22 protein-coding genes are annotated in these 20,657 nt (G+C 66.5%); 9 read left to right on the top strand and 13 right to left on the bottom strand.

What is annotated here, in order from left to right; translation table 11 throughout:
- Nucleotides 1–83: 83 nt before the first annotated feature.
- Nucleotides 84–608 (bottom strand): REP-associated tyrosine transposase, encoded by a 525-nt coding sequence (locus AC1Q5B_RS11425; protein ID WP_492631777.1) that lies wholly within the window; start codon nt 606–608, stop codon nt 84–86.
- Between the two features lie 384 nt (nt 609–992).
- Here AC1Q5B_RS11425 and AC1Q5B_RS11420 point away from each other — a divergent pair, with 384 nt between their 5' ends.
- From AC1Q5B_RS11420 to AC1Q5B_RS11410, 3 genes are read left to right on the top strand one after another with little or no spacing between them, the layout of a single operon-like run.
- Nucleotides 993–2,141, top strand: coding sequence for an SPFH domain-containing protein (locus AC1Q5B_RS11420; protein ID WP_492631776.1), 1,149 nt, complete (start codon nt 993–995; stop codon nt 2,139–2,141).
- 12 nt (nt 2,142–2,153) lie between these two features.
- Nucleotides 2,154–3,479 carry a TFIIB-type zinc ribbon-containing protein gene (locus AC1Q5B_RS11415; RefSeq protein WP_492631775.1) on the top strand — a complete coding sequence of 442 codons (1,326 nt, stop codon included), beginning with the start codon at nt 2,154–2,156 and terminating at the stop codon, nt 3,477–3,479.
- Complete coding sequence (locus AC1Q5B_RS11410; protein WP_492631774.1) at nt 3,476–3,736, top strand: hypothetical protein; 261 nt, start codon at nt 3,476–3,478, stop codon at nt 3,734–3,736. Before AC1Q5B_RS11415 ends, AC1Q5B_RS11410 begins: the two co-directional genes overlap by 4 nt.
- A gap of 29 nt (nt 3,737–3,765) precedes the next feature.
- On the opposite strand, the gene AC1Q5B_RS11405 is transcribed toward AC1Q5B_RS11410, so the two are convergent.
- Nucleotides 3,766–4,287, bottom strand: coding sequence for an REP-associated tyrosine transposase (locus AC1Q5B_RS11405; RefSeq protein WP_492631773.1), 522 nt, complete (start codon nt 4,285–4,287; stop codon nt 3,766–3,768).
- A gap of 332 nt (nt 4,288–4,619) precedes the next feature.
- On the opposite strand from AC1Q5B_RS11405, the gene AC1Q5B_RS11400 reads away from it, so the two are divergent.
- The gene (locus AC1Q5B_RS11400) at nt 4,620–5,474 is read left to right on the top strand and encodes a PA4780 family RIO1-like protein kinase (RefSeq protein ID WP_492631772.1); all 855 of its coding nucleotides are present in this window, start codon (nt 4,620–4,622) and stop codon (nt 5,472–5,474) included.
- Between the two features lie 87 nt (nt 5,475–5,561).
- Here AC1Q5B_RS11400 and AC1Q5B_RS11395 read toward each other — a convergent pair whose 3' ends face one another.
- On the bottom strand, nt 5,562–6,398 hold the full coding sequence (locus AC1Q5B_RS11395; protein ID WP_492631771.1) for an NAD-dependent epimerase/dehydratase family protein: 837 nt from the start codon (nt 6,396–6,398) through the stop codon (nt 5,562–5,564).
- 168 nt (nt 6,399–6,566) lie between these two features.
- Here AC1Q5B_RS11395 and AC1Q5B_RS11390 point away from each other — a divergent pair, with 168 nt between their 5' ends.
- Nucleotides 6,567–7,274 (top strand): helix-turn-helix domain-containing protein, encoded by a 708-nt coding sequence (locus AC1Q5B_RS11390; RefSeq protein WP_492631770.1) that lies wholly within the window; start codon nt 6,567–6,569, stop codon nt 7,272–7,274.
- A gap of 124 nt (nt 7,275–7,398) precedes the next feature.
- Here AC1Q5B_RS11390 and AC1Q5B_RS11385 read toward each other — a convergent pair whose 3' ends face one another.
- From AC1Q5B_RS11385 to AC1Q5B_RS11370, 4 genes are all read right to left on the bottom strand, one after another.
- Nucleotides 7,399–8,892 carry an XVIPCD domain-containing protein gene (locus AC1Q5B_RS11385; protein ID WP_492631769.1) on the bottom strand — a complete coding sequence of 498 codons (1,494 nt, stop codon included), beginning with the start codon at nt 8,890–8,892 and terminating at the stop codon, nt 7,399–7,401.
- Nucleotides 8,889–9,464 carry a hypothetical protein gene (locus tag AC1Q5B_RS11380; RefSeq protein ID WP_492631768.1) on the bottom strand — a complete coding sequence of 192 codons (576 nt, stop codon included), beginning with the start codon at nt 9,462–9,464 and terminating at the stop codon, nt 8,889–8,891. The genes AC1Q5B_RS11385 and AC1Q5B_RS11380 overlap by 4 nt, the downstream gene beginning before the upstream one ends.
- 323 nt (nt 9,465–9,787) lie before the next feature.
- Complete coding sequence (locus AC1Q5B_RS11375) at nt 9,788–10,282, bottom strand: hypothetical protein (protein ID WP_492631767.1); 495 nt, start codon at nt 10,280–10,282, stop codon at nt 9,788–9,790.
- 300 nt (nt 10,283–10,582) lie between these two features.
- Nucleotides 10,583–11,422, bottom strand: coding sequence for an amidohydrolase family protein (locus tag AC1Q5B_RS11370; RefSeq protein WP_492631766.1), 840 nt, complete (start codon nt 11,420–11,422; stop codon nt 10,583–10,585).
- A 97-nt stretch (nt 11,423–11,519) separates the two neighbouring features.
- On the opposite strand from AC1Q5B_RS11370, the gene AC1Q5B_RS11365 reads away from it, so the two are divergent.
- From AC1Q5B_RS11365 to AC1Q5B_RS11355, 3 genes are all read left to right on the top strand, one after another.
- On the top strand, nt 11,520–11,816 hold the full coding sequence (locus AC1Q5B_RS11365) for an autorepressor SdpR family transcription factor (RefSeq protein WP_492631765.1): 297 nt from the start codon (nt 11,520–11,522) through the stop codon (nt 11,814–11,816).
- Complete coding sequence (locus AC1Q5B_RS11360; protein ID WP_492631764.1) at nt 11,813–12,193, top strand: hypothetical protein; 381 nt, start codon at nt 11,813–11,815, stop codon at nt 12,191–12,193. The genes AC1Q5B_RS11365 and AC1Q5B_RS11360 overlap by 4 nt, the downstream gene beginning before the upstream one ends.
- A gap of 170 nt (nt 12,194–12,363) precedes the next feature.
- Nucleotides 12,364–12,618, top strand: a complete 255-nt coding sequence (locus AC1Q5B_RS11355; RefSeq protein ID WP_492631763.1) for a hypothetical protein — start codon at nt 12,364–12,366, stop codon at nt 12,616–12,618.
- Between the two features lie 317 nt (nt 12,619–12,935).
- On the opposite strand, the gene AC1Q5B_RS11350 is transcribed toward AC1Q5B_RS11355, so the two are convergent.
- From AC1Q5B_RS11350 to AC1Q5B_RS11335, 4 genes are all read right to left on the bottom strand, one after another.
- The gene (locus AC1Q5B_RS11350; RefSeq protein WP_492631762.1) at nt 12,936–13,898 is read right to left on the bottom strand and encodes a carboxypeptidase-like regulatory domain-containing protein; all 963 of its coding nucleotides are present in this window, start codon (nt 13,896–13,898) and stop codon (nt 12,936–12,938) included.
- A 129-nt stretch (nt 13,899–14,027) separates the two neighbouring features.
- A complete protein-coding gene (locus AC1Q5B_RS11345) occupies nt 14,028–14,447 on the bottom strand; it encodes a hypothetical protein (RefSeq protein WP_492631761.1) in 420 nt (139 codons plus the stop codon).
- A 228-nt stretch (nt 14,448–14,675) separates the two neighbouring features.
- Nucleotides 14,676–14,942 carry a DNA cytosine methyltransferase gene (locus AC1Q5B_RS11340; RefSeq protein ID WP_492631760.1) on the bottom strand — a complete coding sequence of 89 codons (267 nt, stop codon included), beginning with the start codon at nt 14,940–14,942 and terminating at the stop codon, nt 14,676–14,678.
- A complete protein-coding gene (locus AC1Q5B_RS11335; RefSeq protein ID WP_492631759.1) occupies nt 14,836–15,345 on the bottom strand; it encodes an AAA family ATPase in 510 nt (169 codons plus the stop codon). Before AC1Q5B_RS11335 ends, AC1Q5B_RS11340 begins: the two co-directional genes overlap by 107 nt.
- Before the next feature lie 234 nt (nt 15,346–15,579).
- Between AC1Q5B_RS11335 and AC1Q5B_RS11330 the strand changes: the two genes are divergently transcribed.
- The gene (locus tag AC1Q5B_RS11330; RefSeq protein ID WP_492631758.1) at nt 15,580–16,422 is read left to right on the top strand and encodes a type II toxin-antitoxin system RelE/ParE family toxin; all 843 of its coding nucleotides are present in this window, start codon (nt 15,580–15,582) and stop codon (nt 16,420–16,422) included.
- A 70-nt stretch (nt 16,423–16,492) separates the two neighbouring features.
- On the opposite strand, the gene AC1Q5B_RS11325 is transcribed toward AC1Q5B_RS11330, so the two are convergent.
- Together AC1Q5B_RS11325 and AC1Q5B_RS11320 are read right to left on the bottom strand one after the other, a co-directional pair.
- Entirely contained in the window at nt 16,493–16,861 is a 369-nt protein-coding gene (locus AC1Q5B_RS11325; RefSeq protein WP_492631757.1) for a TonB C-terminal domain-containing protein, read from the bottom strand.
- A 49-nt stretch (nt 16,862–16,910) separates the two neighbouring features.
- The gene (locus AC1Q5B_RS11320; RefSeq protein WP_492631756.1) at nt 16,911–20,552 is read right to left on the bottom strand and encodes a methylmalonyl-CoA mutase family protein; all 3,642 of its coding nucleotides are present in this window, start codon (nt 20,550–20,552) and stop codon (nt 16,911–16,913) included.
- Nucleotides 20,553–20,657: the final 105 nt, after the last annotated feature.

The raw sequence follows: 20,657 nt of genomic DNA, 5'->3' as shown, positions 1-20,657 counted from the left end.
CGACGGACACATCGACATGGCGGGCTTGAGCCCGCCCTACGTCACGGCCACGACCTGCCGTTCGCGGCGATGCAGGCCTGCCGTCATTCGCCCGCCCACTCCCATGGATACACGCCACGGGCCGCCCATCGCCGGAACGAGGAATGCGGCCAGTCGCGGGCAAGCGCCACATGGCCGTGCTTCACCGGATTGAGATGGACATAGTCGACGTGACGGCGCAGATCGTCCTCGTCGCGGATCAGGTGCTCCCAGTAACGGCGTTGCCAAAGACCGCGTTCACGCCGAGCGGCCTGCTGCTGCGAGCACGATTCGCGCTTCGGCAGCCGACGACCGACATGCGATTTGATCTGCGCCCAGCGGTTCGCGTTGTCGGCATCGCCTTGCGGCAATCGCCAGATGCAGTGGAGGTGCTCGGGCAGCACGACGATCGCCAGCATGTCGAAAGGACGCGCACGCCGTGTCTCACGGAATGCCGTCCGATGTGCTCGACCAGCAGGCAGCGACGCCGATCCAGCAGATTCACGGTGAAGAAGTACGTGCCTCCGGGCACCCCCATGCGGCGATAGTTCGGCATGCGGGGAGCGTGGCGCATCACTGGGCGCGCGCACCTGGTCCGATGCCGCGATGCTTCGTCGGGGAATCCCTCGGCGGATGCATCGAGATAGCGGGCTTGAGCCCGCCCTACGGATCACAGCCTTGGGACGGGCTCAAGGCCACCGTCGCGCACTTCCCTTCGAAGGATCAGAACCCCGGGGGCACGACCAGCGCCACCGCACGCGGACGGGCACAGAATTCGCCGCAGGTCGGTCAGGGAAGGTCGGCATCGAAGGGGGTTGGCGCCCTGCCACACCTGGCTGGCCATACGCGCCGACCAGGTGACTTCCGGCAGGTCAACGGCATGACCTCTGCGCCATGAAGCTGTCGTATCGCTCTGTATACTCGATCACACTCGGCGGGTACCCCTACCCGTCCACGAATCACGGAGCGATGTCATGGGTCTTGTGCAGGCGGTGGTGGGTGCGGTCGGTGGCGTGCTGGGCGACCAGTGGAAGGATTTCTACACGGTGCCTCAGGGCCTGCCGTCCACGGCGGCGCTGTTCGCCGCGGTGCCGCAGGGCACCAATGCCGGTCGCGGATCCAATACCAGCGGGTCGACCAACATCATCACCAACGGCTCGAAGATCGTCGTGCCCGAAGGCTACGGCCTGCTGCTGATGCAGGACGGCGCGATCACCGCGTTCGTCGCCGAGCCGGGCGGCTACGAGTGGCGTTCGGACGACATCAACTCCAAGTCGATCTTCGCCGGCGACGGCATCGTGTCGACCTTCATCACCCAGAGCTGGGAGCGCTTCAAGTTCGGCGGCCAGCCGGGCTCGCAGCAGGCGGCGTTCTTCGTCTCGCTGAAGGAACTGCCGGACAACCGCTTCGGCACGCAGTCCGAGATCTACTGGGACGACGGCTTCCTCAACACCCAGGTCGGCGCGGTCACGCGCGGCTCGTACACGCTGAAGATCGTCGACCCCATCCTGTTCGTGAAGAACTTCGTGCCGGCCGCTTACCTGCAGCCGGGCAAGGTGTTCGACTTCACCGACCTGGACAATGCCGCCGCCACCCAGCTGTTCAACGAAGTGGTCGGCTCGCTGGCGCCGGCCTTCAGCCTGTACACGAACGATCCGTCCAAGGGCAACCGCATCACCAAGCTGCAGCAGGATTCGCTGGGCTTCGCGCAGAGCCTGTCGGCGGCCGTCGAACAGGGCTACCAGTGGAGCTCCAGCCGCGGCCTGGCCATCGTCAAGACCGCCATCGTCTCCATCGAGTACGACGCCAACACGCGTGAACTGCTGAAGACCGTGCAGCGCGCCGATGCGCTGTCCGGCTCGCGCGGCAACTCCAACCTGCAGGCCAGCGTGGCGCAGGGCATCCAGTCGGCCGGCGAGAATGGCGGTGCGGCGGGCCTGATGGGCATCGGCATGGCATCGGGGATGATGGGCGTGGGCGGGCTGCAACAGCCGGCCACCCCGGCCGCTCCCGCGGCCGACGATCCGGTCGCCAGGCTGAAGAAGGCCAAGGAGATGCTCGACCTCGGCCTGATCACGCAGTCGGACTACGACGCGCTGAAGGCGAAGGCCCTGGGCCTGTAAGCGGAAGCACGCATGTCCACCCCGCACCGTCCGGCGCCACCGCCGTTGCCGCCGGTGCCTCCCGCGCTGGGCCCTGGCTCGCCGCAGGAGGTGCCGCCGTTGCCCGGGAGCTTCCCGGTCGACCCGTCCACCCTGCCCGCGTCGATCCGGGCGGAAATCGAAGCGCCCGATCCGGTCGCCCTCGATACCGCGTCGGCCGAACTGAAGGACGGGCAGAACCGCTGCCCGAAGTGCGGCGCCACCGACATCCGCCACAAGCCGGGCACCGACGTGCTGGTCTGCCTGTACTGCCGCAACGAATGGGTCGGCGAGCGCGTCGAGGAGGCGTTCGGCTTCGGCGAAGGCATCGCCGACCTGCGCGGCACGGTCATTGCCTCCGGCGCACGCGATATCCAGGCCGACGCCGCCGTGCTGATGACGTTCAAGTGCACCGGCTGCGGCGCCGAGGTCACGGTGAATACCGAGAACGCGATGACGGCGCGCTGCCACTGGTGCCGCCACGTCTTCGGCGTCAACGAGCAGATCCCCAACGGCGCGGTGCCCGATGCGGTACTGCCGTTCCACATCAGGAAGGACGACGCGGTCGCGCGCATCCGCCAGTTCGTCGGCAAGCGCAAGCTGTTCGCGCTGAAGGCGTTCAAGGACGAGTTCTCGCCGGAGAACGTCGTCGGCGTCTACCTGCCCTACATGATCGTCGACGGCAACGCGAGCGCGAGCGTCAGCGGCAAGGGCGAGATCCAGACACGCAAGTACACCCGCGGCACCGACAACAACAAGAAGACCTACTACGACGCCGACATCTACCGGGTGGAACGCGCGGTGGACTTCACCGTCGATGACCTGCCGCTGGAATCCTCGCGCGAGCGCGGGAACCTGGACACCAAGGTCAACACGCAGAACATCATCAACACGATCCTGCCGTTCGACACCAAGAACGCGGTGAAGTGGAACGCGTCCTACCTGTCCGGCTTCACCTCGGAGAAGCGCGACACCGACGTGGAGCAGCTGCGGCCGCGACTGGAAGACCAGCTGCTGTCGATCGCGCGCGCGCAGGTCGAGGGGTCGGTACGCCGCTACGACCGCGGCGTGCGCTGGGAACAGGAACGCCTGGACGTGCACGGCACGCGCTGGGTGTCGATGTACCTGCCGGTGTGGCTGTACTCGTACCACCAGCCCGGCAAGAACGGCGGCCTGCTGCATTACATCGCGGTCAACGGCCGTACCGGCGAGACGATGGGCAGCGTGCCGGTGCAGCAGTGGAAGCTGCTGCTCACCGCGCTGACCGTGGGCACGTTCCTGGAGGGCATCGCCCTCTGGATCATCTGGGCAGGATCATGAGCGACGACAACGGCCTATGGCTGCTGGCCCTCGGCCCCACCGGGGCCGCGGCCCTGTACTGGGCCATCTACCGGTACTACCGCAACACCGACAAGTCGCACGCGTTCGAGCATGAGACCGACGTCGTCGCCAAGCCGGTCACCGGCGACGACCGCAAGGTCGACACCGTCACCGGCACCCAGCGCACCCGCATCGACGGCGACAACGTGCGCGCGTACCGGCAGCGGGTGCAGCGGGTGAAGCGCGACTCCTCGTAGGGCGGGCCTTGGCCCGCCGTCGTACGCCATCACTTTCCTGGCCACTCTCCTGCGCCCAGGATCGCCGACGGATCGGCCGCCCAATCTTCCGGATACGCGCCGCGCGCGACCCAGCGCCGGAACGATGAGTGCGGCCAATCGATGGCTCGCACTGCATGGCCATGCTTCACGGGATTTAAATGCACGTAGTCCACATGGCGACACAGATCGTCTTCGTCGCGGATCAGGTGTTCCCAATACCGGCGCTGCCAGATGCCGCGCTCGCGTCGATCGATACGCGGCGATGATCGATCTTCCCGTGCTGGCAGTCGTCCGGTGAAGACCCCTTTGATCTGTGCCCAGCGCCTCGCGTTGTCGGCATCGCCCTGCGGTAGCCGCCACACGCAGTGAAGGTGGTCCGGCAGCACCGCAATGGCGACAAGATGGAACGGCCGCGCCGCCCTGGTGATCCGGAAGGCTTCACGCAGCGAGTCGACGTGATCCACCAACAGGCCGCGATGACGTTCACGCAGGTTCACGGTGAAGAAGTACGTGCCGCCCGGCACAAGCACGCGACGATAGTTTGGCATGCAGGAAGATTGCCGAAGCCCTCCTCGACATAATGTAGGCGCATGCCACCGGCGCTTGTCAGGATACCGAGCCCAGGATGGTTCGCGGCGCGGTGGGCCAAGGCCCACCCTACGATGCACTGCCTCGCATCCCGTAGGTCGGGCCCTGGCCCGCCATCGCACGGCCGGACGTCGCGCCGGCGCCCGCCCTCCACCCACCGCCCGTGCAACGTAATGCATGTACCGGACGCCGGTCCCTGCACGCCGCGCCCGGTTCGGGCACACTGCGCGCCCATCGCGCGCTCCCGCCGCGAGCCCGTTCACGCAAGGAATCCGTGAAGACCCCTCCCAGCCTGCTGATGCTGATCGACGAAGGCGTCATCGACGAGGTGCTGCGTCCGCTGAAGAGCGGCAAGGAAGCGGCCGTGTACGTGGTGCGTTCCGGCGACGATGTGCGCTGCGCGAAGGTCTACAAGGACATGGCACAGCGCAGCTTCCAGAAGCGCGCGCAGTACCAGGAAGGCCGGACGTCGCGCGGCAGCCGCGAGGCGCGTGCGGTCGCCAGCGGCAGCCGCTATGGCCGCAGGCAGCAGGAAGCCGAATGGAAGAACGCCGAGGTCGACGCGCTGTACCAGCTGCGTGAGGCCGGCGTGCGCGTGCCCGAGCCGTATGGCTTCTTCCACGGCGTGCTGGTGATGGAACTGGTTACCGATGCCGACGGCTTCTCGGCCCCGCGCCTGGGCGAGGTGGAACTGACGCCCGAGCAGGCGCGCGACTACCACGCCGTCCTCGTGCGGCAGGTGGTGCGGATGCTGTGCTGCGGCCTGATCCACGGCGACCTGTCGGCGTACAACGTGCTGGTCGGCCCCGACGGTCCGGTGGTGATCGATTTTCCGCAGGTGGTCAGCGCCGCCGGCAACAACGCCGCGCGCACCCTGCTGCTGCGCGACGTCAACAACCTGACCGCCACGCTGGGCCGCTGGGCGCCGGAACTGCTCGATACCTGGTACGGCGAGGAGATGTGGGCGCTGTTCGAGGCCGGCACGCTGCTGCCGGATAGCGTGCTGACCGGGCAGTTCACCCCGGACGAACGCAGCGTCGACCTCGACGGTGTGCGCGATGCGATCAACGACGCACGCGAACTGGCACTGATCCGCCAGCAGGGCCGCGAGGCGCAGGACGAGGATTGATCGCGCGGATGCCGTAGGGCGGGCTCAAGCCCGCCATCGCACGCCACGACGACATCCGTAGCGCCGATCGAAACGACCCGATCAGGCTTACGCCTGACCCGCCCTCACCGCATCCGCCAGCCGCGGATACACAGGCTGGAAGCCGAGGTCGTCGCGGATGCGGCGCCCGTCCATCACTGCGGAGAACGCCTTCGCACGTTCCGGATCGGTGCCGTCGGGCGCCGTTTCGCCGACCGAGGCGAACAGCGTCGCCAGATCCGGCGCTTCCTCGTCCACCACGTTGTAGATCCGGTGCGCCGGCGACGGCGCTGCCAGCAAACGGATCACCGCCTGCGCCACGTCGGCATGGTGGCCGATCGACATGCGCTGCGCCGGCGAAAACGTGCGCATGAACGGCACCACGTCCCGGATGTGCGGGTCGCCATCGCCATAGACGAACGGCAGGCGCAGGATGCGCACGTCGAGCCCATCGATCGCCAGCAGCATCTGTTCCGCCGCCAGCTTGCTCTGCGGGTAGGCGTCGATGGGCGCACAGGCGTCGTCTTCACGCGACAAGGCGCCGCCGTTCGGCCCATAGACCAGGCCGGTGCTGGTGAACACGAAACGCCCCACGCCCGCCTCGCGCGCGGCCTGCGCTAGGTACTGCGTACCCAGATTGTTCACCGCATGCGCCTCGTCCGGTGTCGCGCCACGGAAGAATGCGGCGCAGTGCACCACCGCATCCACACCTTGCATCGCCGCCGGCAGGGTCGTTGGTTGCAGCAGGTCACCGGTTATCAAGGTGACGCCGTGATCCGACAGGTCTGTGGCACGGGCAGCATCGCGCACCAGGGCACGCACGGCGTGCCCCTGCTGCACCAGCCGCTTGGCGAGTCTGCTTCCCACTTTTCCGGTCGCGCCGGTGATCAGTATGTGTTTGTTCATGCCGGCTACGATAATCGGCGACGATCGCGGCGCATTGGAAAAATCGGCCATCGGCGCCGGGTTGCGGCCTGCCGGAGGCGACGGCCACAATGGCCGCATGCCCCTGCTCTCGCCCGCGCCTCCATGATCGCTGCCGGTGCTTCACTGCACCCGATCGTGGCGATGACGGTGAGCGACTACCTTTGCGACAAGCAGCGCGTGGCGATCCCGCAGGTGGAAGCGCAAATCGTCGTCAGGTTCGGCCCGACCTTGCCGGACGGCGTCGACGTGCATGCGATGGGACCGCGCCGGCAGGTCCATCGCAAGTTCATCCGCGGCGGACAGCGTGCGGTGATCGCGCGTCTGCGACCCGGCACCTACGAAGCGGCCTTGGGTGTCTCCGCGATGGAACTGCAAAGCGCGCCGGTGCCGCTGGAAGCGTTGTGGAGCCCTGCTCGCGTGCAGCGATTGCGGGAGCAATTGGCAGAAGCTGCGGATACGCACGCCGCCGGCACGCTGCTGGACGCCGCCGTGTCGGCACGTGCATCGCGGCAGACGACCGTGGGTGTTTCGCCGGCCTTTCTCCATGCGGCACTGGAAAGACTGCAGGTCGGTAGCGTCGGTCAGGCTGCGCGCGCGTTGGGCGTCAGCGAACGCCATCTGCGTCGCGTGCTGCACGACGCGCTCGGCCTCAGCCCGAAGACGTATACCCGCCTGAAGCGCTTCACGTCCGCGGTGCACGCCGCGCAGTCGCACGACGACGCCAACTGGTCCGCGATCGCCGCCGATACTGGCTACTACGACCAGGCCCACCTGATCGCCGACTTCCACGCCATCGCCGGCAGCACGCCGCGCGCCTTGCTGGCGGAGTTGCGCCAAGGCGATATCACGGGATAGCCCGCACCGGTTCTCCACGACGGCGCCGTAGGGCGGGCTCAAGCCCGCCCTGTGGATGTATCCGCCAAGGTGTTGCTGAATATCGCGATGCCGGACGCTCCGCGGCGGCGGGCTTGAGCCCGCCCTACGCCCGCCCTACGCCCTGCGCTTGCGCGGCGCGCTCTTCCGCCTGCTGTTGCACGGGCGTCTGCGGTTCGTGCTTCTCCAGGAACGCGACGCCCTCGGGCGATCGCGTGTAATCGCGCAGGGCGCGATCCGCCGCCGCCTCGTCGCCCGCGCTGACGGCGGCCAGCAGGCGGTTGAGGTACGGACTCTCGAAGGTGGGCGTCGGCACGTTTTCCGCGTGCCGCACCGGTGCGTCCGCGCCGGGAACGGCCGGATCCTGCAGCGTGCCTGCATCGGCACGCAGCGCCGGTGTGCGGGGATCCACGCGCAGCAAGGGTTCCTGTCGCCCGTTTTCGTCGATGGTCAGCGTCGTGGTGCCGTCGGCGTTGCGCGTCCGCGTCACGTTGTCGGGATCGATGCTGCGCCATTGCCCGCCGATATAGGCCTGGCCCTCGCCGTTCCGGTTCCAGTGCACGAAATCGTTGCCCGACACATAGAAGCCCGCTTCGCGGCGGCCATTGGCATTCGGCTGCGGATTGCCTTCGGCGAGCGAGCCGCCGTTGTCAAGCGCGGTGATGAAGCGTTGCGAGGCTTCCGGCGTGAGGAACAGCGAGCGCACGGTGTCGTACTCGTGACCGAGATTGGGATTCTCCGCGTTGGGCTGGTGCGCGGCGACCGGTCCGATCAACGGATTCGCCGACACGTTGGTCCACGCACGCGACAATGGACTCTCCGGATCGGCACCGCGCAAGGCATTCAGCACCTCAATGCCGCGCAGCGTGTTGTCCGCCCCGCTCTCCAGATAATCTGGATTGCCATTGCGCTGATTGGGCAGGAAGCCATCGATGGCCGTCTTCACCTCGTCCGGCGAGGTCAGCGTGCCCGCTTCCACCTGGTCCAGCAGCCCCGGCCAGCGGTTACGGCCAGCCTGGTTCTGCAGCTTCATCATCATGCCGGCCAGTTCGGCCTGGTCGTCGCCGGTGCTGTTGCGGTACAGGTCCGTGCGTTGCAGACGTTCGAGTGCCGAATCGCGATTGCCGACGACCTCGTCCGTCGCGGTGACGCCGTTGACGTGCTCGGTGTCGAGACCATGCACGAACGTGCGCCCCGCATCGGACGCCAGGAAGCGGTTGATGCGCGAGCGGTCGATGTCCACCGCGTTGTCCGCGCGCATCTCGCGCCCGGTGCGCTGCAGCGACTGCAGCGTGGTGCCGTATGCGTTCTGTCCCAGCTCGAGCGTGGCGCGGTCGGGCTGCGTGCGCGCCCAGGTCTGGTAGCTGTCCAGCAGGTCGCGCGCCACGTCGGGATGTTGTCCCAGGTCGATCTGCAGCGTGCCGAACGAGTAACCGCTGTTGGCCACCGGTTCCATGCGACCACCGGCGCCGACGTTGCCGGCGAAGCTCAGGCGATAGGCGACGTCACGGCCCGCGATGCTGCCTTCCGAGGTGACGCCGACGGCGAAGTACGCCGCGGCCTGCAGTTCGTTGTCGGTCAGGGGATTCGGATTGGTCATGATTCCGCTCCTTTGGGTGCCACGTCAGGGTCGCGCGCCAGGCATTCCTGTACCCAGGGCGCTGCCTGCAAGGCGTCGCGTACTTCGTTGGCCAACGGCACGGCCCGGTAGTCGGCGAAGCAACTGCCATCGGCGCGCGTCAGATCGCCGAGCTTGCCATCGCAGATCCGCAACGGCTTGTCGATGGTTTGCCAGCCGTCTTCGCATTCGGTGTCGGTCTCGGAACCGGGACGGCCACAGACATGCGTGCGTCGTGCCTCGGTGGGCGACGTAGCGCGCGCGATGACCCTGCCCTCGTATGAGTCGTTCGTGGCGAAGTAGGACCAGGTACCGCAGATGCGGTCGCCCTGTTGCAGCAGCACGTAGCGGCTGCATTCATCCGGTGAGGTCGTGCCTTCGCACGCCTCCCATTGCCCGGCAAACGCACCGCTCGCTTGCGGTGCTTCAGGTACTGCGGCCACTTCCTCCGCCACGGGTGCCGCGGACGCCTCCGCTTCGCTGCCCGCCTGCCCGTTGCTGACGCCCGTACAAGCCACCAGACCCAGCAATACCAGCATCATCGAACTACGCATCCAGAATCCCTCCCGACCGGCGTTGTCCGATGCTACGACGCGACTCTCTCACCCACAACCGCATGCATTCACGGTCGTGATGAACCGCTTCAGATTGATGATGACGGCGACGCGTCATCACGCGCGTTGCTGCATGCGTTTACCACGGCGGATGGTTGTCCTTCACGAACACGATGCTCGTAGGGCGGGCCTTGGCCCGCCATCGCGGACCGTCCCGCATCGTGAAAGCTCATCGACGAACGCGCGCGATGTTCCGCCGACCAACATCGAAACGGACACATCCACATGGCGGGCTTGAGCCCGCCCTACGCGGGGTGTTTACGTCACGGTTCGCCCGACAGGCATTCCTGCATCCACGGCTCCGCCAGCAAGGCATCGCGCGCATCGTCGGCCAGAGGAACGGATTGGTAGTAGGCGAAGCAGCTTCCATCGGCGCGCGTGCTGTCGCTGAGTTTTCCATCGCAGATCCGCAGCGGTTTGTCGATGGGCTGCCAGCCGTCGTCGCATTCGGTATTGGACTCGACGCTCTGACGACCGCAGACGTGCGTGCGCCGCGCCTCCGTGGACGAGTCCGCGTGCGCGACGATCCTGCCTGTGTACGCTTTTCCAGTTGCAAAATAGAACCAAGTACCGCAAATGCGGCTGCCACGTTGCAGCAACAGGTAACGGCCACATTCCTCCGGCGCGGTCGTGCCTTGGCACGCCTCCCACTCACCCGCGAACGTGCCGCTTGCACCATCGGAGGCAGCTGCCGCTTCATCGCCCGCCTGCCCTGCGCGCATTCCCGTACATGCCACCAGACCCAACAGCGCCACCATCGTCCATCTACGCATACAGAATCCCTCCCGACCGGCGTTGACCGATGCTACGACGCGATCCGATCGCCCACAACCGTACGCACTCATGGTCGTGATGATCTGCTTCAGATTGATGATGAGGGCGGCGCGTGTGACACACGTTGCTGCACGCATTTACCACGAAGGATGTTTGTCCTTCTCGAACACGATGCACGTAGGGCGGGCCTTGGCCCGCCATCGCGGTCTCTCCGATATCGGGATGACACGTCTAGGAATACCTCGAAGTAAACATCAACACGGTGGGCCAAGGCCCACCCTACGTCAGCGCCCGAACAGCTTCATCGCATTGCCGCTGCGGATCTTCGCTTTCTCTTCATCGCTCAGGTCGAGGCGGTCCAGCGCGTTCGCGGTGACGCCCAGGCCGATCTGCGGGTAGTCGGAGCCGAGCAGCACGTGGTCGAGGCCGACGTTGCGCAGGGTCCACAGGAACTCTTCTTCGACGGGCGAATCGGCCACCACCAGCACGGTGGCGGAGATGTCGAAGTAGAGGTTCTCGAAACCGAAACCGTCGGCGGTGCGTGCAAGGGCGAGGATGTTCCAGAAGCGGAAGTTCAGGCCGCCGATGTGGGCGAGGATGAACTTGGTCTTCGGCACGCGCACCACCAGGTTGAACAGCTTTTCGCTGTCGCCGGGCAGGATGTTGGCGTTGTCCATCAGCACGGCCACGCCGAGTTCACCGGCGCGGCGCGCGAGGGTTTCCACGCGCGGATCGGACACGTCGAAGCCCTGGGTGTGGGCGTGGATCTTCAGCACCTTCACGCCGGCCGCGGCGACGCGCGCCAGTTCGGCCAGCGCGGCGTCGCCGTCGTAGGGGTGCACGGTGGCGATGGGCAGGACGTCGGGACGCTTGGCCGCCAGGGCGATGACGCGGTCGTTGCCGGCGCGGATCTTGTCCAAGTCGCCTTGCCTGGCCTGATGCGGGCCGCCGAACCACATCACGCCGATGCCGGACAGTTCCAACCCGGCGGCGCGCACATCGTCGCGGTACTGCTGCAGCGAGGTTTCGCCATCGCGCAGGTGGACGTGGACGTCGAACACGGGATCGGCAGCGACAGCCACCGGGGATATCAGGCAAAGCGACAGGACCAGCGTGCGCAGCATGCGTCGTCTCACAACAAAGGGAAGGCGCGCATGGTGCCACGGCACACTCCGACGGACGGCGATTGACACATTTCGATGTTTAGCTAACTATCGCATCATGAGCCAGGTCTTCCGCGCCCTTTCTGACCCCACCCGCCGCCAGGTGCTGCAGTTGCTGCGCAAGGGGCCGCTGAGCGCGGGCGAGCTGAGCGACCAGTTCGACGTGTCGAAACCGACGATGTCGGCGCACTTCGCGGTGCTGAAGGAGGCCGACCTGGTGCATGCGGAAAAGGTCGGCAAGTCCGTGATCTACCACCTGAAGCTGTCGGTGCTGGAAGACGCACTGCTCGGCTTCGTCCACTCGTTCGGTGCGGGCACTGCCGCGCCGGCGTCCAAGAAGGGGTCCGTGAAATGAACAGAGAAGTGACGACCAGCCTGGCCTGGGGCATCGGCATCGTGGTGCTGGCGCTGTGCGCCACGTTCGCCCGCTCGCGGGGATACATCGAGGGCGCGACGGTCGACCGCATCGTGATGGGCGCGATCGGCTTGATGGTGGCGTGGTTCGGCAACCAGATGCCGAAGCGGTTCGTGCCCAGTGCCCGCGCGCGGCAGGCGCAGCGGGTGGCCGGCTGGTCGATGGCGCTCAGCGGGCTGGTCTACGCGGGGCTCTGGATCGCGGCGCCGAAGCACGTAGCGGTGATCGGCGGTTCGCTGGCGATCCTGCTGGGCATCGGCGTGACGGCCGCCTACTGCCTGTCGCTGCGGAACAAGGCGCGAGTGTCGGGTGCCTGAGGCGGGCGCCGGCGGACAGTGTTCCGCGCCAACGCGCAGAGCACCCGGTCGCCGCGGCCCTCAATGTGAAATGAACCGCCCGATCCGCCGCCTCACCCCGCCTGGGCGGGCGGGTCGCTGGGGGTCCCGGTCGTCACAGGGTCGTTTTGAGCCGGCATTGGATCTTTCCGATGCAACGCTGGATCGTTTCGATGGTGCGTTCGATCTTTTCGATGGAACGTCGGGTCTCAGTGTTAGACGAATGCCTGTGTTCGATCCAACGTTGCATCGTTTTGATGGAACGTCGGGCTTTCCTGTTAGATGAGCCGATGTTTTTGATCCAACGTTGGATCTTTTTGATCGAACGTTGGATGTTTTTGATGGAACGTCGGGTCGCGGGGATGGACGACGCGCCGGTCAACGGGCGACGGGGCGTCTTTGTGTGAGACGCGACGAGGCGTCCGATCAGCAGGACAGGCGCGTCCCCGTCACGCGGCAGGGCGTGGTGTCAGCGCGCGGTGCGGGGGTGAGGCGGCGGCGGGCCGAGGCCCGCGCTACGCGACATTTGGCGTGGCGTCGCCCGCACGCGGGTCAGCCGCTCGCCTGCCCTGCCCCTCTCGTTCACTGCGCACGGTCAGCGGCAGATGAAGAAGCAACCCAGCATCGACTTGTCCAACGTCACCTGCAGGGTCTCGCCGTCCTTGAGGTGCACGGTCTTGGAGAAGGTGGTGTTCTTCCTGACGTCCTCGAACCAGTAGGCGACCTAGTCGTTGGAGCCGATGTACCGGTTGCCGGCGTACACGTCCGTGCGGCCCGTCACTTCGCTGCGGGTCACCGTCTCCTGGTAGGAGAAGTCGGCGATCAGCAGGTACTCGCCGGGCGGCAGTCTGGTGAAGCGGAAGCCGCCCTGGTCGTCCAGGATCGTGGCGAACATGAAGTGCCTGGCGATGCGCTCGGGGATCCGGTCCGGCATCTTCTGGCTCTGCTTGACCGCCTCGAACCACTGCTTGAACGCGTCGCTCATGTGGATCAGGCCCACCCGCTGGCTGCCCTTGGGCGGGTACTGCTTCCTGGCCAGTACCGCGCCCTTGTAGAAGGCGGTGCCGGCGATGGCGCCGGTGCCCACCAGGCGGATCTCCGCGGTCGCCTCGGCCAAGCTCTTGCCGCCGGTGAAGCGCTTGCCGGCCAGGCAGTCGAGCATCGCGCTGCGTGCCTGGTCCAGGCCGTCGTAGGACAGGCCGAATACGTCCACGCCGTCCACGCGCACGGTCATGCCGGTTTCCTTGGGACGCATGGAGGCCATGGTCTGCTTCAGGTCGCCGACCGGGACCATCAGGAACCCGCCGCGCTGGGCGCCGCTGGCCGGCATCAGCGCGCCGCGCATGGTCGCGGGCGGCAGGCCGTCCTGCTGCAGTTCGAGGGTGACCTCGCGCGCGGCCGGGGGCGTGGTGATGCGGGGGCCGTGCATCAGGATGGCGGCGGTGGGCGATGTCGCGGTGGGGCCGACGAGGGCCAACTGGGACGCGTCTTTCTTCGCGGTGGTGAAGCGGGCCACGCAGCCCTTGCCGGATGCGCCCTCGGGTTGCTGCAGGAACCAGGCGCCGTCGGTGTTGCGGGTGATGAGGCGGCCTTCGTCGTCGGCGCCGGGGGTGGCGGCGTGGGCGGCAAGGCCGCCGCCTGCGGTCAGCAAGCCCAGCAGCGCGGTGCGCAGGAAGGGTGACGTCATCGCGTTCGTCCGGGGTGCAGAGGGGCTCGATTGTGCGGCTTCCGCGGACGGGTCACGGGGCCGTTGGTGGCCTGTTGCGGGGCGTTGGTCACTGGAACGAGGGTCGGGGTGCAAACGGTGGGTGATCGCTCAGGTAAGCGATGTCTTCCAGCGGGTGCCGACGCGGGCCGCCACGTCGGGGTGGTGGCGGTAGTAGATGGCGTTTTCGTGCAGGTCGTCCCAGCGTTGGTGGTCGTCCAGCAGGCTGGCCAGGTGCAGGTTGAGGTGGAGGACGCGGTCGCAGGCGTCGGCCGGGGGCGTGCGCATCAGCAGCATGCCGGTGCAGTCCACCAGGCAGCGGATCAGGTCCAGGCAGTCCTGGCTTTTGCGTTGGGCGGCGGTGGCGACGCGCTGCAGCTGGTCGGCGGGCAGCCGGGCGAGTGCGGCGTCGGGGCACTCGTGGTCCTCGCCTTGGAGGAGGTCGAGGATGGTCGTCAGTGGGGTGTCTTCGATGTTGCGTGCAGCGGCCGCATCCTGCGGCGGCGTTTCAGTCGCGGTGAAGTCCGTCATTCCTTTGCTCCTTGCCGCTTTGGGCGTTGGTTTCCTGCCCTCCAGCACAGCGGCTGGAAGGCAGGGCAAAGGTCTTATGGAAACTTTGGTGCGTCTACTACGAAGTTCGTAGCAAGTCCGCAGACTGCGTGAAGCGCGAGAGATCAAGAACGTCTCTCAGAAGGCATGGGATCGAAGTACATCGCGACGAATTCATCGCGAATCGGCCTAGGTGCAAAAAAATTGCAATTAGCCGCGACTGAGCAATCCAGAGGCATGAGCGGCAATGAAAGGAGGCGGGAGTGCGTTACCTATCATCAGCGCTATCGACTCTTTTCCATGACGCACATCAAACAGATAAGAAGCAGGAAAACCTTGCAATAGCGCTGCCTCTCTCAATGTGATGGTTCTATCCTCGGACGGATGGAGGAAACGCCCCTTTGAAGGATTGTGGCAACCACTTGTAATCGTAGGGGCGACCCAGCGGAGGAGGCGATGGCAAGGGAGCCATGTCATCACCGGCAACAATCTTGGTCGGCTCCCAGTAGTCGAGTTTGGTCCCACTCTTCACCCTGGCCTTTCGTGTCTCGACGTAAGCGCCGATGCCAGCGTTCCAATGCGAGTAGATGTAGCGCGAGGGGCCAAGCCCCTTACCCTCTAAGATGGGATCTAGCTCGGTGGAGAACCAGAAGTCCCGAGTTGTTTGATCCTTGGGCGCACCATAGAGCGCATGCAGAATTGAACTTTTGCCACTTCCGTTTGCTCCCACCAGCACTGTTAGTGGGAACGGAAAGTTGATCTCGGTGCCTGGCTCTATGTTCTTGAAATTTGGAAAGCGAATCTTGCCGATGTAAGCCATCAAAGGCTTACCTGGCTCGAACTTACGAATTTTCTCAACCAACTCCTCAATGCTGTGCATCCTGCCCCCTTCCTCGGACTCTCCACGCGCACATCTTGACGTTACACACCCCAAACACCTCACGCAGCAAATTTAATGCCTCGCCGCCACATTCTCCTCGCCGAGTACGCCACGAATCTCTACAGAACAGCGCACCTATAATGGCATCAACGCCTCACATCTTCTCCCCATGAAGCCCCCCACCCCCGCCCTCCCCCAAACGCGAGCGACGCGCCACCCCGCATGCCCGCCGCGTTGAATCGCCCGCTAGACAGGGAAGACGTCTACATCAAACGGAACGAGCGCAGCATCGCCTCCCTGGTGAGCCTGCTGGTGCACCTTCTGTTCCTGGCGGCCCTGCTGTACTCCTCCAAGATGGAACTGTCGCAGCCCGAAAGCGCCAGCGCCGGCGGCGCGCGCGTCAAGGTCGACTTCCTGGGCGACCCCACCGACGCCACCCCCAATCCCCCCGTGCCCCCGACCGGCACCCAGAACCCCAGCGAACGCCCCAAACCCCTCAAACCCCTGGTCACCACCCCCGTCACCTCCCCGGTGGACGCCACCCGCGTGACCGAGGCCGAGAACCCCGTCGCCCCCGACGAAGCCCAACCCCAGCCCCCCGCCAGCCAACAGGCCATCGCCCCGCCCCAAGACCGCGCCCCGTCCAGCCCACCCGCCTGGCGCCGCTCCGCCCGCTGGGGCCAGCCCCCCGGCATGCTCGCCCAGGACACCGCCCCCGAAAACCTCGGCCCCACCGTCGGCGCCGGCCAACGCCAGGGCAACAACCAGGGCAACGCCGCCACCCCCAGCATGGAAGTGGACGGCCACCAGATCTATTACGACCTGCGCAACGAACGGAAGATCGCCGAATGGCAGCTGCAGGGCATGAAGGAGATCTTCTTCCCCCTGCCCGGCCGCGCCGACCTGATGGTCTGCGCCCTGGAGATCGTCGCCACCCGCGGCTCCGGCGGCTGCCGCCTCGTCCAGCCCGGCGACCCGCAACTGGAAACCATCGGCGACGCACGCGACGTGGTGGACGTGATGCGTATCTACCGTCGCGGCGAACTGATCTGGCGCGGACCGGGCGTATACCGATAGATCCGTTAGCCGTCGCTATTCCCTTCTCCCTGCGCAGCGGGGGAGCAACGACGCACCTCGGCCGGCGGACTCACTCGCCGTCGGCGCGCACCGTCACCCGCATCTCGCGCGCGAACACGCGCTCATAGCCGTGGTACGGCAACGGACTGGCCGCCCACACCGCGTCCTCCACCGATCGCCGGCCGGCCTCGTCGAACGCGCAGTCGCGATGCGCTTCCACATGCAGCACGTCCCCACCGGGCAACTGCCGTACCAGCACCGGGCACGTACCGGTGACGCCTGCTGCCGGCGGCATCCAGTGCGCACGGATGGCCTGCCGCACGGCCTGCGAATAGGCGCGATGCAGGTCGGCGTCCTCGGAGACGGGTTGGGCCGTGGCGGCGCTGGCGAACAGCAGCACCAGGGCGGCGGCAAACGTCCGACGGGAGACAGGCGTCATGGCGGGAGGTTCCTTCTTGCGGGGCGCCGCCGGCACGGCGCCCGGCCGATCACATGTTCCGCCGGTACTCGCCACCCACGTCGTACAACGCGTGGCTGATCTGCCCCAGGCTGTGCGTCTTCACCGCCTCGATCAGCGCGGCGAACACGTTGCGGCGCTCACGCGCCGTGCGCTGCAGATAGACCAGGCCGTGGCCGTCATGCACCTCGGGTTCGGCGTGTTCTTCCAGCGCCGAGGCGTGGCTGTGGTCGGTCTCGCCTTCCGGCGCCAGCGCATTGCGCGAGGCCTGCCAAGCACGCACGTTGGCGATCTGCTGGCCCTTCTCGTCCTCGGTCGAACGGATCAGTTCGATCTCGGTGGCGATCTCGCCGCCGTGCTCGCGCGGCAGGAAGGTGTTCACGCCCACCAGCGGCAGGCTGCCGTCGTGCTTCTTGTGCTCGTAGTACAGCGACTCTTCCTGGATCTTGCCGCGCTGGTACATGGTGTCCATCGCGCCGAGCACGCCACCGCGCTCGCTGATCGCCTCGAACTCCTTGTAGACCGCCTCTTCCACGATGTCGGTGAGCTGGTCGACGACGAAGCTGCCCTGCCACGGGTTCTCGTTGAAGTTCAGCCCCAGCTCCTTGTTGATGATCATCTGGATGGCGACCGCACGGCGCACGCTCTCTTCGGTCGGCGTGGTGATCGCCTCGTCGTAGGCATTGGTATGCAGGCTGTTGCAGTTGTCGAACAGCGCGTACAGCGCCTGCAGCGTGGTGCGGATGTCGTTGAACTGGATCTCCTGCGCGTGCAGCGAGCGGCCGGAGGTCTGGATGTGGTACTTCATCATCTGGCTGCGCTCGTTGGCGCCGTAGCGCTCGCGCATCGCGCGCGCCCAGATGCGGCGGGCGACGCGACCGATGACGGTGTACTCCGGGTCCATGCCGTTGCTGAAGAAGAACGACAGGTTGGGCGCGAAGTCGTCGATCTTCATGCCCCGCGCGAGGTAGTACTCCACAATCGTGAAGCCATTGCTCAGCGTGAAAGCCAGCTGGCTGATCGGGTTCGCCCCGGCCTCGGCGATGTGGTAGCCGCTGATCGACACCGAGTAGAAATTGCGTACGCCGTTGTCGACGAAGTACTGCTGGATGTCGCCCATCATGCGCAGGGCGAATTCCGTGCTGAAGATGCAGGTGTTCTGCGCCTGGTCTTCCTTCAGGATGTCGGCCTGCACCGTGCCGCGCACGGTGGCCAGCGTCTCGGCCTTGATGCGCGCGTACGTTTCCTCATCGAGCAACTGGTCGCCGGTGATGCCGAGCAGGCCCAGGCCCAGGCCGTCGTTGGTCGGCGGCAGCTCGCCGTGGTACTGCGGGCGCTCGCGGCCCTGGAAGAACGCGTCGATCTTCTGCTGCGCCTCGGCCCAGCGCGCGTCGTCGGCCTTCAGGTACTTCTCCACCTGCTGGTCGATGGCGGTGTTCATGAACATCGCCAGGATCATCGGCGCCGGGCCGTTGATCGTCATCGACACCGAGGTGGTGGGCGCGCACAGGTCGAAGCCGGAGTACAGCTTCTTCATGTCGTCCAGCGTGGGAATGTTGACGCCGGAGTTGCCGATCTTGCCGTAGATGTCCGGACGCGGCGCGGGGTCTTCTCCGTACAGCGTGACGCTGTCGAAGGCGGTGGACAGGCGCGCGGCCGGCTGGCCGACCGACAGGTAGTGGAAGCGGCGGTTGGTGCGCTCCGGCGTGCCTTCGCCGGCGAACATGCGGATGGGATCCTCGCCGGTGCGGCGGTACGGATACACGCCGCCGGTATACGGATAGCTGCCGGGTAGATTCTCTTTCTGCAGGAACGTCAGCAGTTCGCCCCAGCCCTGGTACGGCGGCGGCGCGATCTTCGGGATCTGCTGGTGGCTGAGCGAGGTGGTGTAGTTGTCGATGCGGATGGTCTTGCCGCGCACCTGGTACTCGTTGACCGGATCGGTCACCGCCTTGTGGCGGGCCGGCCATTCGCGCAGCAGCTTCAAGGCTTCGGACGACAGCGACTGGATCGCGTCGTTGTAGCGCTGGCGGAGGGTGAGCAGCGAGCGGTCGACGTGCCCTGCCCCTTCCCCCGCCTGCGGGGGAAGGCTGGGATGGGGGCCTGCGTCATCGCGATTGCCCCCATCCGCCCTCCGGGCACCTTCCCCCGCAGGCGGGGGAAGGAGGCTGTCAGCCGAGTACAGCTCCAACGCCTTCGGCAGCGCCGCATCCTCCAGATCCTTCAGCGCATTCCAGTAATGCTGCGCGCGGCTGGCGGTCTCGGCTTCGGTCTCGATGCGACGGTTGATGCCGCGGCCCTGCTCGGCGATCTCGGCCAGGTAGCGCACGCGGCTGCCGGGAATCAGCACGGTGGCGCGCGGCTCCTTCAGCTCGGTGTCGAGCGCGGGCGTCCACTTATCCGCGGGGAGCTGCAGCTTCTCGCGCAGCAGGCGGCACAGGTTGGCGAACATCCAGCTGACGCCGGGGTCGTTGAACTGGCTGGCGATGGTGGGATAGACCGGCACGTCGGCGTCCGGCGTCTGGAACGCCACGCGGTTGCGCTTCCACTGCTTGCGCACGTCGCGCAGGGCGTCCTCGGCGCCGCGCTTGTCGTACTTGTTCAGCACGATCAGCTCGGCGAAGTCGATCATGTCGATCTTCTCCAGCTGGCTGGCCGCGCCGTAGTCGCTGGTCATGACGTACATCGGGAAGTCGACCAGGTCGACGATCTCCGAATCGCTCTGGCCGATGCCGGCGGTCTCGACGATCACCAAGTCGAAGCCGAGCGACTTGAGGAACGCGATGCAGTCCTTCAACACCGCGTTGGTCGCCACGTGCTGGCGGCGCGTGGCCATCGAGCGCATGTAGATGCGCTCGCTGCGCAGCGCGTTCATGCGGATGCGGTCGCCGAGCAGCGCACCACCGGTGCGGCGACGGGTGGGATCGACCGAGATCACCGCGATGTGCATCTGCGGGAAGCAGGACAGGAAGCGGTTCATCAGTTCGTCGGTGACCGACGACTTGCCGGCGCCGCCGGTGCCGGTGATGCCGACCACCGGCGTGGGCCGTGCGGGAAACGGCGCATGCGGGCCCTTGGCCCACTGCGCGCGCAGCTTTTCCAGTTCGGCCTCGGTGTAGCGGCCGTCCTCGATGGCGCTGAGTACGCGGCCGATGCCGGCTTCGTCGGTCAGCTTCGGTGCGGTGGGTGCGGCGTCTCGCTCGGTCGCGGTCTGCACGCGACCTTCCTCGGCGCGCTTCACCACGTCCTGGATCATTTCGACCAGGCCCATCTTCATGCCGTCGTTCGGGTGGTAGATGCGCTCCACGCCGTAGGCCTGCAGTTCGGCGATCTCCTCCGGCGTGATGGTGCCGCCGCCGCCGCCGAACACGCGCACGTGGCCGGCGCCGCGTTCCTTCAGCATGTCGACCATGTACTTGAAGTACTCGACATGCCCGCCCTGGTAGCTGGACAGCGCGATCCCGTCGGCGTCTTCCTGCAGTGCGGCGCGGACGACGTCCTCGACGCTGCGGTTGTGGCCCAGGTGGATGACTTCCGCGCCCTCGCCCTGGATCAGGCGGCGCATGATGTTGATGGCCGCGTCGTGCCCGTCGAACAGGCTGGCGGCGGTGACGAAGCGCAACGGCGTGGCGTCGGCCTGTGCGGCGGGAAACTGGCTGGCGGGTGTGCTCACGCGTGCCCTCACTCACGTGCTGATAGACCCGGGATTGTAGCCGCTCGCGTGTCGGCACCTCACCAAAGGCATACCAGTGGGCACGAACCGCACACCCTACGGGGG

The organism is Pseudoxanthomonas sp. GW835-FHT14C01 (assembly GCF_058793715.1).
This window is presented reverse-complemented; position numbering and strand designations above follow the sequence as displayed.

Bases quoted from the DNA above. Each gene is read 5' to 3' on its own strand.
- AC1Q5B_RS11420 (WP_492631776.1), top strand. From the start codon at position 993: ATGGGTCTTGTGCAGGCGGTGGTGGGTGCGGTCGGTGGCGTGCTGGGC.
- AC1Q5B_RS11415 (WP_492631775.1), top strand. From the start codon at position 2,154: ATGTCCACCCCGCACCGTCCGGCGCCACCGCCGTTGCCGCCGGTGCCT.
- AC1Q5B_RS11410 (WP_492631774.1), top strand. From the start codon at position 3,476: ATGAGCGACGACAACGGCCTATGGCTGCTGGCCCTCGGCCCCACCGGG.
- AC1Q5B_RS11395 (WP_492631771.1), bottom strand. From the start codon at position 6,398: ATGAACAAACACATACTGATCACCGGCGCGACCGGAAAAGTGGGAAGC.
- AC1Q5B_RS11385 (WP_492631769.1), bottom strand. From the start codon at position 8,892: ATGACCAATCCGAATCCCCTGACCGACAACGAACTGCAGGCCGCGGCG.
- AC1Q5B_RS11380 (WP_492631768.1), bottom strand. From the start codon at position 9,464: ATGCGTAGTTCGATGATGCTGGTATTGCTGGGTCTGGTGGCTTGTACG.
- AC1Q5B_RS11375 (WP_492631767.1), bottom strand. From the start codon at position 10,282: ATGGTGGCGCTGTTGGGTCTGGTGGCATGTACGGGAATGCGCGCAGGG.
- AC1Q5B_RS11370 (WP_492631766.1), bottom strand. From the start codon at position 11,422: ATGCTGCGCACGCTGGTCCTGTCGCTTTGCCTGATATCCCCGGTGGCT.
- AC1Q5B_RS11365 (WP_492631765.1), top strand. From the start codon at position 11,520: ATGAGCCAGGTCTTCCGCGCCCTTTCTGACCCCACCCGCCGCCAGGTG.
- AC1Q5B_RS11360 (WP_492631764.1), top strand. From the start codon at position 11,813: ATGAACAGAGAAGTGACGACCAGCCTGGCCTGGGGCATCGGCATCGTG.
- AC1Q5B_RS11355 (WP_492631763.1), top strand. From the start codon at position 12,364: ATGCAACGCTGGATCGTTTCGATGGTGCGTTCGATCTTTTCGATGGAA.
- AC1Q5B_RS11350 (WP_492631762.1), bottom strand. From the start codon at position 13,898: ATGACGTCACCCTTCCTGCGCACCGCGCTGCTGGGCTTGCTGACCGCA.
- AC1Q5B_RS11345 (WP_492631761.1), bottom strand. From the start codon at position 14,447: ATGACGGACTTCACCGCGACTGAAACGCCGCCGCAGGATGCGGCCGCT.
- AC1Q5B_RS11340 (WP_492631760.1), bottom strand. From the start codon at position 14,942: ATGACATGGCTCCCTTGCCATCGCCTCCTCCGCTGGGTCGCCCCTACG.
- AC1Q5B_RS11335 (WP_492631759.1), bottom strand. From the start codon at position 15,345: ATGCACAGCATTGAGGAGTTGGTTGAGAAAATTCGTAAGTTCGAGCCA.
- AC1Q5B_RS11325 (WP_492631757.1), bottom strand. From the start codon at position 16,861: ATGACGCCTGTCTCCCGTCGGACGTTTGCCGCCGCCCTGGTGCTGCTG.